11 protein-coding genes are annotated in these 14,586 nt (G+C 71.4%); 7 read left to right on the forward strand and 4 right to left on the reverse strand.

The features are described 5' to 3' along the window. Nucleotides 1-196: 196 nt before the first annotated feature. On the reverse strand, nt 197-4,486 hold the full coding sequence (locus ACIP89_RS22875) for a discoidin domain-containing protein (protein WP_402116411.1): 4,290 nt from the start codon (nt 4,484-4,486) through the stop codon (nt 197-199). A 408-nt stretch (nt 4,487-4,894) separates the two neighbouring features. Here ACIP89_RS22875 and ACIP89_RS22880 point away from each other — a divergent pair, with 408 nt between their 5' ends. The 6 genes from ACIP89_RS22880 (at nt 4,895) to ACIP89_RS22905 (ending at nt 12,106) form a co-directional block, all read left to right on the forward strand. Continuing rightward, nucleotides 4,895-5,341: a MarR family winged helix-turn-helix transcriptional regulator gene (locus ACIP89_RS22880; protein WP_401928124.1), complete on the forward strand. Its 447-nt coding sequence runs from the start codon at nt 4,895-4,897 to the stop codon at nt 5,339-5,341. Then, nucleotides 5,334-6,764 (forward strand): MFS transporter, encoded by a 1,431-nt coding sequence (locus ACIP89_RS22885; protein ID WP_402116414.1) that lies wholly within the window; start codon nt 5,334-5,336, stop codon nt 6,762-6,764. The genes ACIP89_RS22880 and ACIP89_RS22885 overlap by 8 nt, the downstream gene beginning before the upstream one ends. Before the next feature lie 57 nt (nt 6,765-6,821). Further along, nucleotides 6,822-7,376, forward strand: a complete 555-nt coding sequence (locus tag ACIP89_RS22890; protein ID WP_402116416.1) for a cysteine hydrolase family protein — start codon at nt 6,822-6,824, stop codon at nt 7,374-7,376. Between the two features lie 94 nt (nt 7,377-7,470). Continuing rightward, the gene (locus ACIP89_RS22895) at nt 7,471-8,202 is read left to right on the forward strand and encodes a 4'-phosphopantetheinyl transferase family protein (protein ID WP_402116418.1); all 732 of its coding nucleotides are present in this window, start codon (nt 7,471-7,473) and stop codon (nt 8,200-8,202) included. Between the two features lie 52 nt (nt 8,203-8,254). Then, the gene (gene pgm / locus ACIP89_RS22900) at nt 8,255-9,895 is read left to right on the forward strand and encodes a phosphoglucomutase (alpha-D-glucose-1,6-bisphosphate-dependent) (protein WP_402116420.1); all 1,641 of its coding nucleotides are present in this window, start codon (nt 8,255-8,257) and stop codon (nt 9,893-9,895) included. Between the two features lie 183 nt (nt 9,896-10,078). After that, a complete protein-coding gene (locus ACIP89_RS22905) occupies nt 10,079-12,106 on the forward strand; it encodes a SpoIIE family protein phosphatase (RefSeq protein WP_402116422.1) in 2,028 nt (675 codons plus the stop codon). Between the two features lie 102 nt (nt 12,107-12,208). On the opposite strand, the gene ACIP89_RS22910 is transcribed toward ACIP89_RS22905, so the two are convergent. The 3 genes from ACIP89_RS22910 to ACIP89_RS22920 all read right to left on the reverse strand — a co-directional run bounded on the left by ACIP89_RS22910 (nt 12,209) and on the right by ACIP89_RS22920 (nt 13,484). Next, nucleotides 12,209-12,370: a hypothetical protein gene (locus ACIP89_RS22910; RefSeq protein ID WP_402116423.1), complete on the reverse strand. Its 162-nt coding sequence runs from the start codon at nt 12,368-12,370 to the stop codon at nt 12,209-12,211. Between the two features lie 77 nt (nt 12,371-12,447). After that, nucleotides 12,448-13,083: a DUF6629 family protein gene (locus ACIP89_RS22915; RefSeq protein WP_401929270.1), complete on the reverse strand. Its 636-nt coding sequence runs from the start codon at nt 13,081-13,083 to the stop codon at nt 12,448-12,450. Nucleotides 13,084-13,184: 101 nt separating this feature from the next. Then, nucleotides 13,185-13,484 carry a DUF1876 domain-containing protein gene (locus ACIP89_RS22920; RefSeq protein WP_371774741.1) on the reverse strand — a complete coding sequence of 100 codons (300 nt, stop codon included), beginning with the start codon at nt 13,482-13,484 and terminating at the stop codon, nt 13,185-13,187. Between the two features lie 269 nt (nt 13,485-13,753). Here ACIP89_RS22920 and ACIP89_RS22925 point away from each other — a divergent pair, with 269 nt between their 5' ends. Next, nucleotides 13,754-14,584, forward strand: coding sequence for a PP2C family protein-serine/threonine phosphatase (locus ACIP89_RS22925; RefSeq protein WP_401928109.1), 831 nt, complete (start codon nt 13,754-13,756; stop codon nt 14,582-14,584). Nucleotides 14,585-14,586: the final 2 nt, after the last annotated feature.

Below are 14,586 nucleotides of genomic sequence, written 5' to 3' on the forward strand. Positions count from 1 at the left end.
GCGCGCCTCTGCGAGGCACGGCAGAGGCGTGCCACCCGGCTCCACACAGCCGAGACAGCACGCCACGGGTGGTTCCGCACGGTTCGTGACCGGCCGGCGGTTCCGCTTCCGCAAACTTCTCACGGGTGGGCGCAAGGAATTTGCGCACCACGGAACGCCGCCCGGCAAGCCGGACGGCGTTCCTGTGTGCGAGGGGTTACGGGTTGATGTTGATCTTCATGGTGGAGGTGGTGTTCTTCACGTCCTGCGCGTTTCCGCTGAGCTTCAGGCCGTTGAAGGTGACCTCACCGACGGCGGGCCCCTGGCCGGCCTCCGGCATCTCGTTGGCCCACAGCCCGAAGCCGGACTTGGCGTCGAAGGCGTCCCCGCTCTTGCGGGCGCCGGTGATGGAGATGTCGGTCAGCACGGTGTCCTTGATCGGGAACTGCGGCTGGCCTCCCACGTAGTTGGTCTGGAACATGATGCCGCTGTACGTCGGGTCGACGATGTCGACGTGGTTGATCCGGATGCCCTGGAACACCTTGGAGGCGGAGAACAGCCAGATCCCGGGGAAGGTCTGCGTCCCCCAGAAATGGCCTCCGGAGCGGATGACGGAGACGTTCTCGATGGTCGTCGGCTCGGTACCGAACCCGTTCATCGGGTAGCCGAAGTCCAGCGAGCTCACCGTGACGCCCGAGTAGACCAGGGTGTCCGCGATCAGGATGTTGCGGAAGGTGTTGTCGTAGCCGCCGTAGACGGCGACACCCGCCGCACGCCAGGTCAGGATCGAGGTGAGGTTCTCGTACACGTTGTTCTTCATGTCCGAGCCACCGGAGTCGATGGCCGAGAACAGGGCGAAGCTGTCGTCGCCCGTGGCGCGGGACTCGTTGTTGACGACGTGGTTGTCCGTCGAGCCGTTGGTCATGTTGATGCCGTCGGCGAACGTGTCGCGGATGCGGGAGTTCTTGATGGTGATGCTGTCCGTGTTCGCGCCCCAGTAGAGGCACACGGTGTGCTCGTTCCAGACATTGTCGATGGTGATGTCCGAGACGTTGGAGAAGTCGAACACCTTGCCGGGTCCGTCGATGCGCGAGGTGTAGTTCCCGAAGTACGCGAAGTTCGCGAACGAGGAGCCCTTCGCACTGGCCTCGGCACGGAATCCGTTGTCGGTGTTCTCCTGGCCGGAGGGCGCGAAGAACCTGGTGTACCAGGGACCGGCGCCGACGACCTTCACGGCCTTGCCGTAGACCTGGAACTTGCTCGCGGTCTGGTAGTCACCGGCCGGCAGGTAGACGCCGACCAGCTTGCCCGTGGTGTCCATCCGGACCTTGTCCAGGGCGTTCTGGACGTCCTGGTGGGTGAATCCGGTGGGCACGGCGTAGGCGGCCGGGTCCGGGTTGGCGATCTGCGTGGCCTGCTCCAGGCTGACGAAGTCGATCGCGTAGGTGGAGGTGTTCGCCGCGTCCTTCTGGAGCCGGATCTTGCTGCCCGCCGGGACGGTCTTGCCCAGCATCACGTTCGCCTCGTCGTAGATGTGCCGCGGCGAACCCGAGCCCGGAGAGTTGCCGGGTCCGGTCTCGGCGCCGTACAGCCACGCGTACTTCGAGGTGAGGTCGATCGCCTTGAGGAAGGTGCCGTCCACGTAGAGGTTCAGCTTGGAGTCGATGCCTCCGCCGCCCGCGGAGTCGGGGATGGAGAACCGGGTCACCAGGGTGTTGGTGCTCGCCCTGGTGGTGAACTCCACGTAGTTGCCGGTGCTGTCGAGGGTGACGGCCTTGCGGCCGGACGCCTCGCCCGCGATGTCACCGACGGTCCGGTTCGGACCGACGACCTTGGCGCCGCCACCGGTGACGCCGTCCTCCGCCTCGTACATGTCGTACGGCATGTTGGCGCCGCGGCCGACGAAGAACGAGCTGCTGGCGGTGTTGTTCCCGCGCTTCACCGGGAGTTCGTTGGCGTCGTCGGCGATCACCGTCCGCACCGTGTACGAGCCGTTGACCGCGGTCCAGCTGCCCAGGCTCACCGGTGCGCTGGTCGCGCCCGCGGCGATGGCCCCGTTGTAGGTGCCGGTGAGGGTCTTCACCGTGGCGCCCTTGGCGTCGAGCAGGCTGAGCGTGACGGCGTGGCCGCCCGCGGCGGACGCCACCGAGCCCTGGTTCTTGATGGCGACGGAGAAGGTGACGTTCTGGCCGTTGGACGGGGCGGACGGGGAGGTGCTCACCCCGGTGGAGACCAGGTCCGAGCTGGCGACCGGCTTGACGACCAGAGCGGTCGTGCTCGTGTAAGTGTTGTCGGTCTCGTTCTGCTCGATGACCTCGTTCGCCGGGTCGGCTACGGCACTGACTTCGTAGCTGCCGGCGTCACGCGCTCCGATCTCCGCACTGACCTGGGTGGAGGCACCCGCGGCCAGCGCGCCCACGGACCCGGTGGCGACCTTGCTGCCGCCGAGCCGGAATTCGACCTTGCTCGCCGGCGCCGCGACGGAGCCGCTGTTGCGCACCGTCGCGGTCAGCGTGACCGGGTCCGACTCGACGGGTGCGGCGGGAGCCGCGGTCACCGAGCTGACCTGGAGGTTCGGGTTGGGTGCCGGGGCGCCCAGCACCTGGAACTCCGCGACCTGACCGGCACCGGAGCCGGTGTTGGAGTTGAACTTCAGCTGGACGTCGGCGACCCGGCCGCTGACCGGAATGGTCACCGCGTTGCCGCTGCCCGGACTGAACGCGTAGTCCTTGGCCGCGACCAGGCTGGTGAAGGCCGAGGCGCTCTGCTCACGGCCGAGTACCTGGATGTTCTGGGTCCTGGCCCCCCAGCTGCTGTCCGGGTTGAGCTTGACGACGACGCTCTCGGTCTCGGCATTGGCGCCCAGCTTGACCGTCAGGGTGTTCGGGTAGCTGCCCCCGGCGCCCTCCCAGTACGTGCTCAGGCTGTTGTCGTTGGCGTTCTCCGCGACGAACGTGTGGACCACGGACGAGGCGGTGATGGGCTTCCCGACCGCGAGGTTGGACGCCGCGCTCGTGCTGCCGTTACGGGTGACGGTGTTGCTGTCGCCCGAGACGTTGCCCGCCGCGTCCCTGGCCCGGACGGTGTAGGAGACCGTGGTGGCGGTGGACTGGGTGTCGGTGTAGGTGGTGACATCGCCGGCCACGCTCTTGCGCAGCACGTTGTTGGCGTAGATGTCGTACCCGGTGACGCCCTTGTTGTCGGTGGACGCCTGCCAGACCAGCTTGATCTGTCCGGCGGTCGCCTCGGTGAAGCTCAGGCCGGCCGGTGCGGTCGGCGCCTGGGTGTCCCCGGTGTCGCCGGTCCGGGTGACGGTGTTGCTGTTGCCCGAGACGTTGCCCGCCGCGTCCTTGGCCCGGACGTAGTACGACACGGTCGAGCCGCTCGGACGGGTGTCGGTGAACGTGGTGACGTTGCCGGCCACGCTGGTCAGCAGCGTGTTGTTGGCGTAGATGTCGTAGCCGGTGACGGCGGTGTCGTCCGTCGCCGCCTTCCAGGTCAGCTTGATCTGCCCGGTGGCCGGCTCGGTGTACGCCAGCTGCGAGGGAGCGGTGGGCGCCTGGGTGTCACCCGAGGCGGGCCCGTAGATCTCCAGCTCGGAGACCTGGGCACCGGGCTGGACGGAGTTGGCGCTGACCAGGACGCGTACGTAGCGGGTGGTCGTGGCGTCGAAGCCGACCGTCGCCGTCTCGCCGGCCGTCGGGCTGAAGGTGTACGCCTTGGACTGCGTCAGGTCGGTGAAGTCCGAGCCGTTGGTGCTGCCCTGGATCTTCAGGGTCTGGGTGCGGGACTCCCAGCCGTCGGGCAGGCGCAGCACCACCCGGTCGACCCGTACCGAGGAGCCGAGGTCGGCCTGGATCCACTGCGGCAGCTCGCCGTTGCGGCTCTCCCAGTAGCTGGCCGCGTTGCCGTCGTTGGCCTGGGCGGGGGTGTAGGTCTGGGTGTAGCTGCTGGCCGTGAGCGTGCGGCCGGCGGCCAGGTTCACCGACGACTCGGCCGCCGCGCGGACCTCCAGCTCGGAGAGCTGGCCGTTCTTCGCGACGGTGTTCGCGGTGATGTCCGCCCGTACGAACCGGGCCCGGGTGGCCGGGAAGCTGATGGTCACCTTGTTGGAGCTGCCCGGTGCGAAGGTGTAGGCGGCCGAGGTCTTCAGCGTGGCGAAGCTGGTCCCGTCGGCGCTGCCCTGGAGGGACAGGGTCTGCCGGCGGGTCTTCCAGTCGGCGGGAAGCTTCAGGGTGACCTGGTCGATGCGGGTGACCTTGCCCAGGTCGCTCTGCACCCACTGGGGCAGGGCGCTGCTCGACCCCTCCCAGTACGTCGACTGCTCGCCGTCGGCGATGTTCGCGGCGACTTTCCCGCTGCCGGCGCTGCTCGCGGCCGCCTTCTGGTCGGCGGCGATGTTCGGCCCGCCGGCCGCGGAGGCGCTGATCGCCGGCCAGCCGACCATCAGCAGGCTGGTGGTGACCGTGGCGGAGAGGACCCGCCATCTCCAGCGTTGCGTTCTCATATGTCCCCGATCTTCGGCCTCGGCGCAGGGCGCGTCCAAGGCGCGGCTCTTTCTGCGTACCTGCTGGGGGCATGGTTTCCTGCGCCCACAGGATGGACTTTTGCGGATTGCGGTCAGAGAGTTGCAGAGAAATGACGGCTAGTCCACCGTCGTGACAGAAATCGCGACGTAAGCGGATTGCCTCGCACCGGCTCAACCACCCTGACAAACAAGGCAATAGATGGCTCATCGGCAATCATCGAGCCGAGGCCGGAGACCCTGCAAACAGGCCGCAATTTACGCAAGAGATTTGCACAGAAGCGAAAGGCGCTGAAAGTGCCAGCTCGAACAGGGAGACGAGCAGGGAAAGGGGTCAAGTTATACAGCTGAAACTGTACAACTCAGCCTGTAGGTTCTACCGTGGAGCGCATGAACGAGAGCCCGCGCACGTCGCCCTCAGCTGTTCAGGCTTCGCGAGAGGTCCGCACGGTCATCGGCCGGCTGCGGCGCCGCATCCTGAACGCCGCCGAGGCGGAGGACATCACCTTCGGACAGGAGTCCGTACTGACCAGGCTGTCCGGGAACCCGGGCATCACGGCCAGCGAGCTCGCCACGGCCGAGGGCGTGCGCCACCAGTCGGTGACGGCGACGCTCGCTTCGCTCACCGCCCTGGGACTCGTGGAGCGGCGCCCCGACCCAGGCGACGGGCGCCGTCTGCTGGTCGCGCTGACCGAGGCGGGGCACCAGCGGGTGGCGGAGGGGCGCCAGGCCCGGCAGGAATGGCTCGCCGGGGAGCTTCAGGAGCGGTGCACCGAAGAGGAACGGCGGGCCGTGATCGCCGCGATGGCCGTACTGGAGCGCCTCACCCATGACTGACCGGACGACGGCGGGGCACAGCGGCACGGCGACGGCGGGCTTCGACCGGCGGCTGCTGCCGCCGATGCTGCTGGGCTCGGTCCTGAACCCGGTCAACTCGACGATCATCGCCGTCACGCTCATACCCATCGGCAGGGCGCTCGGCGCCCCGCCCTCGCAGACCGCGTGGCTGGTCTCGGCCCTCTACCTGGCCACCGCTCTCGGGCAGCCCGTCGTGGGCCGGCTCATCGACATCTTCGGGCCGCGCAGGCTCTTCCTCGTCAGCACCACCCTGGTCGGGGTCGCCGGTGCCATCGGCACCGTGGCGCCGAACCTGGGAGTACTGATCGCCTCACGCGTCCTGCTCGGGTTCGGCACCTGCGCCGGTTACCCCGCCGCGATGGCGCTGCTGCGCAGCGAGGCCGGGCGGACGGGCCGGGACAGCCCCGGCGGGGTGCTGACCGCCCTGGCCGTCGCCAACCAGACCATCGCCGTGATCGGCCCGCTGCTGGGCGGCCTGCTGATCGGACTGGGCGGCTGGCGCACCACGTTCGCGCTGAACGTGCCCCTCGCCGGCGCAGCCGTGCTGCTGGGGCTGGGCCGGCTGCCCAGAGAGGCCGGCACCGGGGAGTCCCCGCAGCGCGGACGTATCGCCGCCCAGCTCGATCTGCCCGGGATGGCGCTGTTCGCCGCGACGCTCGTCTCCCTGCTGCTGTTCCTGATGAACCTCCACCTGCGCGACTGGTACCTGCTGGCGATCGCCGCCGCCGCGAGCGCCGCTTTCGCGGTGCGGGAGCTGCGGGCGCCCACCCCGTTCATCAACCTGCGGGTGCTGGGCGGCAACACGCCACTGCTGGCCACCTACGGGCGCGCGCTCGTCGCCTACGTCGTCTCCTACGCCTTCCTCTACGGGTTCACCCAGTGGACGGAGGAGGGCTTCGGGCTCTCGCCCTTCCACGCCGGGCTCGTCCAGATCCCCATGTTCCTGGTGGCCATCGGGGTCTCGGTCCTCACCGGGCGGCGCAGGGGGGTGCGCGGCAAGCTGATCGTCGGCGGGCTCGGCCAGATCGCCGCCTGCGCGGTGATGCTGACGCTCACCGGAGCGAGCCCGGTGTGGACGCTGGTACTCGTCGCCCTGGTCTTCGGCGTCCCGCAGGGGCTGAACAGCCTGGCCCTGCAGAACTCGGTCTACTTCCAGGCCGATCCCGAACGCACCGCCTCCTCGGCCGGACTGCTGCGCACCTTCGCCTATGCGGGTTCGATGGTCGCCTCCGCCACGGCGGCCGCCTCCTTCGGAGAGCGCGTGGACACCGGCGGTATGCACCACCTCGCCTGGATCATGCTCGGCGCGGCCGTGCTCTATCTCCTGGTGACCGTGGTCGACCGCACTCTCTCCCGTGCGACGGACAAGGCTTCCCCGGCCGCGGCGCCACAAGCGCGCTGACCGCCAGTCCCGCCGCCCCCGGGCGGACCCAGCCCACCCCGACGAAGGGCCCGGACCATGTCCCGCACCGCGCTGCTCTCGATGGACCTCCAGCTCAGCCACCTCGGCCAGATGCCCGCCGACTACCTGTCCCACGCCGTGCGCGCTCTCGGCACGGCACGCGCCGCGGGGGTCCCCGTCATCCACGTGACGCTCCGGCTGCGCCCGGGCCGTGCCGACGCCCATCCCCGTAACAAGACCTTCGGATCGCTGGCCCCCCACCTCTTCACCGCCGACGACCCGGGCGCCGCGATCCACCCGGACGCCGCACCGGCGGAGGGCGAGACCGTCGTCCACAAGAACCGTGTCAGCGCGTTCGCCGGCAACAACCTCCAGCAGATACTCGCCGTCCAGGACATCGGTCATCTCGTCCTGGCCGGCGTCTCCACGGGCGGCGTCGTCCTGTCCACCGCGCTTCAGGCGGCCGACCTCGACTACCGGGTGACCGTCCTGTCCGACGCCTGCGCCGATCCCGATCCCGCACTGCACCACACACTCGTGAACGACCTCCTCGCCCGCCGCTGCGAGACCGCCACCGTCGCGCAATGGGCTCACGCCCTCCAGGCCTCCTGAGCGCACCGGGGCCCGGAGCTCCATAGAATATGAGCGACCGCCCCGCCGTTGACGACCGCTCACGGCACCCGCCCGGCCGAGGGAAGACGCAACGGTGTACCAGCCCGACGAGTTCGCATTCACCGAGACCGGCTGCCGGGCCCCGGCGGCCGCCCGGCGCACCGGTGTTCCCGCGCTGTGGATCGTGGACGCGCAGCGCGAGGGCGAGCGGGCCCAGGCGCTGGCCCCGGGCATCCTGGACGCGCAGGAGCTCGCGCGGGCCGGGAGCCTGGCCGTGGAGGCCGACCGCTTCTGCTACCTCGCCTCGCACGTGGCGCTGCGGATGCTGCTGGGGGCGCGGCTCGGCATCGCTCCCGACGCGGTGCGGCTGACGCGGGAGCCGTGTCCGTCCTGCGGCGGGCCGCACGGCCGTCCCGCGACCGACGGCGGCGGGCACTTCTCCCTGTCGCACACCCGGGGCGTCGCGCTGCTCGCGCTCGCGGACGAGCCGGTGGGGGTGGATGTGGAACGCGCCCCGGAGAACCGGATCGTGTCGGAGATCGGGGACCAGCTGCATCCGGCGGAGCGCCGGGAACTGGCGGCGCTGCCCGCCGAGGAGCGCCCGGCCGCCTTCGTACGGGCCTGGACCCGCAAGGAGGCGTATCTGAAGGGCACCGGGATCGGGCTGGCCGACGGTCTCTCGGGCGACCACATGGGTACCGGACCGGTTCCGCAGCCGGGTCCCGCGGGCTGGACCGTCACCGATGTCGCGGTTCCCCCCGGATACGCTGCGGCGGTCGCCGTCCGCACGGCGGGGCGCCCGCCCGCCCACGAAGACGAGCGGTGAAGATGGCCCGGCGGGCAGATCGCACCGACCGACCGATACGGAGGAGTGGCAGATGCCGCACACACGAGCCGGACAGCAGGCGCGCCCCGAGGACCTGACCGACGTGGCCCGGCTGGTGACGGCGTATTACACGCTGCACCCGGATCCGGCCGAGGCGGGCCAGCGGGTGGCGTTCGGCACCTCGGGGCACCGGGGTTCGTCGACGGCCACCGCGTTCAACGAGGACCACATCGCCGCGACGAGCCAGGCGATCAGCGAGTACCGGGCCGCGCAGGGCACGGACGGGCCGCTCTTCCTCGGGGCCGACACCCACGCGCTCTCAGAGCCCGCGCGGGTCACCGCCCTCGAAGTGTTCGCGGCGAACGAGGTGACCGTCCTCGTCGACTCCGCCGACGGGTACACCCCGACGCCCGCGGTCTCGCACGCCGTCCTCGCCCACAACCGCGGCCGCACCTCGCGTCTCGCCGACGGTGTGGTGGTGACTCCGTCCCACAACCCGCCCGGTGACGGCGGGTTCAAGTACAACCCGCCGAACGGCGGTCCGGCCGGATCCGCGGCGACCGGCTGGATCCAGGAGCGGGCCAACGAGATCATCGCGGGCGGGCTCAAGGACGTCCGCCGGATGCCCTTCGTCCGCGCGCTGGCGGCGCCCTCGACCGGGAGGTACGACTTCCTCGGCAGTTATGTGACGGACCTTCCGTCCGTGCTCGACCTCGACGCGGTGCGCGCCGCCGGGGTACGGATCGGCGCCGACCCGCTGGGCGGGGCGTCGGTCGCGTACTGGGGCCGCATCGCGGAGCAGCACCGGCTCGACCTGACCGTGGTCAATCCGCTCACCGACCCCACCTGGCGGTTCATGACGCTGGACTGGGATGGCAAGATCCGGATGGACTGCTCGTCCCCGTACGCGATGGCCTCGCTGATCGGGCAGCGCGACCGCTACGACATCGCCACCGGCAACGACGCCGACGCGGACCGGCACGGCATCGTCACCCCCGACGCGGGCCTGATGAACCCGAACCACTACCTCGCCGTCGCCATCGACTACCTGTACCGGCACCGGGACCGGTGGCCGGTGGACGCGGGCATCGGCAAGACCCTGGTGTCCTCGGGAATGATCGACCGGGTCGCCGCCGGTCTCGGCCGGCGGCTGGTCGAAGTACCGGTCGGATTCAAGTGGTTCGTGGACGGTCTGGCCGACGGGTCGCTCGGGTTCGGCGGCGAGGAGTCGGCCGGGGCCTCCTTCCTTCGCCATGACGGATCGGTGTGGACGACGGACAAGGACGGCATCCTGCTCGCGCTGCTCGCCTCCGAGATCCTCGCGGTGACGGGCGAATCGCCGTCCGCTCACTACGCCGCGCTGGTCTCCCGGTTCGGTGAGCCGGCGTACGCCCGGATCGACGCCCCGGCGGACCGCGAGCAGAAGGCGGTGCTGGCGCGGCTCTCCCCCGAGCAGGTCGGCGCCGACACCCTCGCGGGCGAACCGGTCACGGCCGTGCTCACCTCGGCGCCGGGCAACGGGGAGGCGATCGGCGGAATCAAGGTGACGACGGAGAACGCCTGGTTCGCCGCCCGGCCCTCGGGCACGGAGGACGTCTACAAGATCTACGCCGAGTCCTTCCTCGGCGCCGAGCACCTCGGCCGGGTCCAGGAGGAGGCCAAGTCCGTGGTCTCGGCCGCCCTGGACAGCTGACCGCCGCACCCCGGCGCGGCAGCGGTCCCGGTTCACCCGTCCGGCCCCGCACGGTGGCGGGCCGGACGGGAGGTGCGCAGGCTTTCCCGAGAGCCGCCGATTCGCCGGGGCGGCGGAGCCTGATGGGGGTGCCACGTGTCGGACGCCGGTGGAGTGGTCCCAGGGACGACCACGGGTGACGTCATGTCGGTGGCGCTCCTGGACGCCTTGTTCAGCCAGTCCGCGGTGGGCCTGCACGTCCTGGACACGGAGCTGCGGGTGGAGCGCGCCAACCCGCTGTCCGACGCGGTCGACGCCGGCCGGATCGTGGGACGGCACTTCACCGAGGCGTACCGGTTCGACGATCCGGTCCGAGCCGAACGACTGCTGCGCGGCGTGCTGGAGAGCGGCATGCCCGTGCTCGGCCAGGTGATCCGGGGCCGGCTGGCGCAGGCGCCCGGCCCCAGCCACAGCCTTCAGGTCACCCTGCACCGGCTGGACGGCCCCACGGGGCGGCCCCTCGGGGTGCTGGCCGCGGTCGTCGACATCAACGAACGGGAGAAGGCCCGCGCCCGCGCGGACTGCCTGACGGCTGTGCGCAGGGAGGTGGGCCACTCCCTCGATGTGGCGGCGACCTGCGAGGGCCTGGTCGCGGCCCTGGTGCCGAGGTTCGCCGGTTTCGCCGTGGTCGAGGTGGTGGACGAGGTCCTGCGGGGCTCGCCCCCGCCGGTCGGTCCGCTGGGGCGCGAAGTCCCGTTGCGCCGCGCGGCGCAGCGGGGAACCGGTGGTGACGGCATGGCCGGGGACATGCGGCGGCTGCCGGAGCGCACACCGTTCGCGCTGGCCGTCACGGACCTGCGGCCCCGGCTGTCCCCGCTCGGCCCGGACACTCCGTGGCTGGCCGCGGATCCGGACACCGCGCGGATGATCGAGGTGTCCGGAGCGCACTCGCTGATCGTGGTGCCGCTGAAGCTGCACGGCGCGGTGCTGGGCCTGGTGAGCCTCTACCGGTTCCGCGGAACCGAGCCGTACGACGAGAACGATGTCGCGCTCGCGCTGACGGCGGCCGCCCACGCCGCGCTGAGCATCGAGAACGCCCGGCGCTACGAGCGCGACCACGTGATCGCGTCCACCGTGCAGCGCAGGCTGCTCCCCCAGCACGACCGTTCCCGGGTCGCCATCGAGACCGCGCACGTCCTGCTGCCGGGGCGCAACAGCGGCTGCTGGTTCGACACCGTCAGGCTGTCGGGTGCGCGTACCGCGCTGATCATCGGCAACGTCGAGGGGCACGGCCTGCAGACGGCCATCACCATGGGGCAGCTGCGCACGGTCATCCACGCGCTGGCCGGTCTCGACCTGGAGCCCGACGAGGTGCTGGCCCGGCTCAACGACACGGCCGACCGGCTGGCGCGCGAGCGCAGGTCGCTGCCGCCCGGCGACTCGCTGCACAACCAGTCCCTGACGGCGACGTGCATGTACGCGGTCTACGACCCGTTCGCCCGGACCTGCACCGTGGCGCGGGCGGGGCATCCGGCGCCGGTGGCCGTCGCGCCCGACGGCAGCCCGCTGGTCCTGGACGTTCCCGAGGGGCCGCCGCTCTTCTCCGACGACAGCGCCCCCTTCGCCACGGCGACGGTCCGGCTCGACGAGGGCAGTGTGCTGGCGTTCCTCACCGGTTCGCTGCTGCCGGACACCCGGTCCGCGGCCCGGGTGCAGGAAGCGCTCGCCTTTCCGGACCGCCCGCTGCGGCAGCTGTGCGACGCCATCGTCTACAGCCTGCCGGCCGACGCCCATCCCGACGGTGCCGCGCTGCTCCTCGCCAGGACCGGCGTCGTCCCGGCCGACCGGGTCGCGACCTGGGAACTGGCCCACGACCGGACCACGCCCGCCATGGCCCGCACGCTCGTCCGGGACCGGCTGGAAGGGTGGAGCCTCGACGAGGAGACGATCGAGGCGACCGAACTCATCGTGAGCGAGCTGATCACCAACGCGGTCCGCTACGGAACCCCGCCGCTGCAGCTGCGTCTTCTGCTGGACCGCACCCTGACCTGCGAGGTACACGACACCAGTCCGATGGGACCGAACCTGCGCCACGCGCGCACCCTGGACGAGGGGGGCCGCGGCCTCTTCATCGTGTCGCAGCTCGCCACCCACTGGGGTACCCGGTACGACGCCGAGGGCAAGACCCTGTGGACCGAACAGGTGATCCCCGCACCGGAGGGCGGCTCCTGACGGCACGCTGTCCGGTCCCGGAGCATCGGGGGCGGCGCACCGCGGCCGGGCGGGCCGTGGTGCGCCGTGGTCAGGAGTCCGCTCAGGGGCGGCCGGCAGCGGTCAGCGGCGGCCGCCGTGGTGGCGGCCACAGGACTTCGAGTCGGCCTTGTGACCGCGGGCGTCCTTGAGCGTCGCCGTGTCGCTGTTGTCCCGGACGTAGCGGCGCAGGTCCTGGTAGACGGTGCTCGGATCGGGTCCGGGAACCTGTAACAGTCTTCGCACGGGCGGATCTGAACGCCCGTTCCGTTACCTCAGGAAAGACGCACGGAGGTTCATTCGAACACGTGATGAACCGAGGTTCACGAACCGGTGGGCACGGCGTCCGGGGCAGGGCGTCTACCGGACCGGCCGAGCAGGACCACCGAGCAGACGGCGGCGAACGCGCACCAGGTCGAGATGAACTCCAGCCGCCACAGCGCGGCGCACACAGCGGCCCCGACCGCGGCCAGTCCGCCGAGCCACGTGAGCCACCGGTCGCCGGACAGCAGCAGCGATCCGACGGTGGCCAGAAGATAGCCCGCGACGAGCAGTACGGGGAACGGCAGGTCGAGCACATAGCCCAGGGTGTGTCCCCGGATCCGGGCCGTCACCGGCCGGACGGCGAGGCCGTGTCCGAGGACGGCGGAGGTCGCGGCACCGGCGGCCAGCGGCACCAGCAGCCGGCGCCGGGCATGCGGCGGCGCGGCGCACAGGACACCCGCCGGCACCCAGAGCGCCAGCACCGGCAGGGCGATGACCGCCCAGGCCACGGTCGCCGGGCCGGTACCGCCCTCCGCGCGCCACACCGCGGACTCGATGATCTGATGGGCGCCCAGCAGCAGCGGGAGCGCGGCGAGCGGGAGGTCCCGGACCCGCCGGGTCCGCAGGACGCAGGCGGCGCCGACCGCCGCGATGGCGGTGCCCGCCACAAGGTCGGCGGTCGCGCTCCAGCACATGGGGTCACCCGGGGGTCTCGTTCGCGTGAACCGGTCCACTCGCCGGTCACGCTACGGGCCCCGCGGCGGGCGCGACAGCTGACGCGGCCGCGCGGTGAGGCTCAGGCCGTCGCGTCCGACCAGGCGTAGGGCGGCGGAACCGGCCCGTCCGGGTGCCCCGCGCCGGCCTCTCCGAGCTCCCGGTCGGCCACGCTCATCAGCTGGGCCGCGACATCGCGCATCGCACGGCTCGCCGCGAGCTCGTCACCGATGGTGGGCACATCCGGGTCCTGCGGGCTGCAGCGGGCGACCCCGTGACCGGTGAGTCTCGCCGTGCCGGTGTCCAGCACCGCCTCCGCCTTCGTCGCGCCGTCCTGCTCGGACAGATCAACGTGGACCGTCCACTCCATCGTCCGGCTCATCGCGCACCTCCCGGCCCGCGCCGGCCACCGTGCGACGCCGCCACGCGGGTTCCCTCCCAGCATCCACCCAACCGGCGCGCCCCGCGCGCTCCCGCCGCCGGGGGCGGCTCGGACTGCGCGGATCACCGCGCCGAAATACGATGAGCGGAGCCTCGCCCGGAACAGCCGGCGCGCGGCCCCGTACCGGATCCGAAGCGTTGACTCCCGGATCGTCCGCCACGACAGACCCTGTGGTGCGGCTCGCCACCACACGCACTGGGGAGCGGCCCATGAACCGGCGTCGTCCTCCCCGCTCGGCCAGTGCCGAGGAGCTGCTGACCACGCTCCACCAGCTCACCTCGCGGGCACGCCGCGAGGTGGAGCTGCACCAGGCGCGGGTGGAGCTGGCGGAGGCACTCCAGCGGGAGATGCTGCCCTCGTCCCTGCCCGACCTGCCGGGGCTCCAGACCGCCGCCCGGTACACGCCCGCGCGCAGCGGTCTGGACATCGGGGGCGACTGGTACGACGGCTTCCGGCTCCCGGACGGTTCGCTGGCCTTCGCCATCGGGGACGTGCAGGGGCACGACGTCGAGGCGGCGGCCTTCATGGGCCAGATCCGGATCGCGATGCGCGCGCTCGCCGTCACCGCGGCCGACCCGGGCGAAGTGGTGCGGCGGACCAATGACCTGCTGCTGTCCGTGGACTCCGGCCTCCTCGCCACCTGCACCTTCATCCGGATAGACCCGTTCACCCAGGTGCTCCAGAGCGCCCGCGCGGGGCATGTCGCCGCGGTGTGGGCCACGGCGGACGGGCGGGCGGGCACCACCGAGGACGAGGGCGGTCTGCCGCTCGGGATCCAGACCGGTGAGGAGTACCCGGTCACCACCCGGCGTCTCACGACCCCCGGGGCCTTCGTGCTGCTGACCGACGGGGTGATCGAGGGGCCCTCCTACTCGATCGACGAGGGGCTGGACGCCGTGGTGCGGCTGGTGAGCTCGCGGGTCGGCGACGACGCGGACGAGCTGGCCGACGCGATCCTGGGAGCGGCCGAGCGCACCGGTCACGAGGACGACGCCGCCGTGCTCGTCGTGCGCCACGACGCGTTCCCCGTCCCTCCCTGATG

This window comes from Streptomyces sp. NPDC088730 (genome assembly GCF_044751215.1).
GTDB lineage: Bacteria > Actinomycetota > Actinomycetes > Streptomycetales > Streptomycetaceae > Streptomyces.

What these genes read in the sequence shown, in the direction of transcription:
- ACIP89_RS22915 (WP_401929270.1), bottom strand. Translation starts at nt 13,083, where the DNA reads ATGTGCTGGAGCGCGACCGCCGACCTTGTGGCGGGCACCGCCATCGCG.
- ACIP89_RS22875 (WP_402116411.1), bottom strand. Translation starts at nt 4,486, where the DNA reads ATGAGAACGCAACGCTGGAGATGGCGGGTCCTCTCCGCCACGGTCACC.
- ACIP89_RS22905 (WP_402116422.1), top strand. Translation starts at nt 10,079, where the DNA reads ATGTCGGTGGCGCTCCTGGACGCCTTGTTCAGCCAGTCCGCGGTGGGC.
- ACIP89_RS22885 (WP_402116414.1), top strand. Translation starts at nt 5,334, where the DNA reads ATGACTGACCGGACGACGGCGGGGCACAGCGGCACGGCGACGGCGGGC.
- ACIP89_RS22920 (WP_371774741.1), bottom strand. Translation starts at nt 13,484, where the DNA reads ATGAGCCGGACGATGGAGTGGACGGTCCACGTTGATCTGTCCGAGCAG.
- ACIP89_RS22880 (WP_401928124.1), top strand. Translation starts at nt 4,895, where the DNA reads ATGAACGAGAGCCCGCGCACGTCGCCCTCAGCTGTTCAGGCTTCGCGA.
- ACIP89_RS22925 (WP_401928109.1), top strand. Translation starts at nt 13,754, where the DNA reads ATGAACCGGCGTCGTCCTCCCCGCTCGGCCAGTGCCGAGGAGCTGCTG.
- ACIP89_RS22890 (WP_402116416.1), top strand. Translation starts at nt 6,822, where the DNA reads ATGTCCCGCACCGCGCTGCTCTCGATGGACCTCCAGCTCAGCCACCTC.
- pgm (WP_402116420.1), top strand. Translation starts at nt 8,255, where the DNA reads ATGCCGCACACACGAGCCGGACAGCAGGCGCGCCCCGAGGACCTGACC.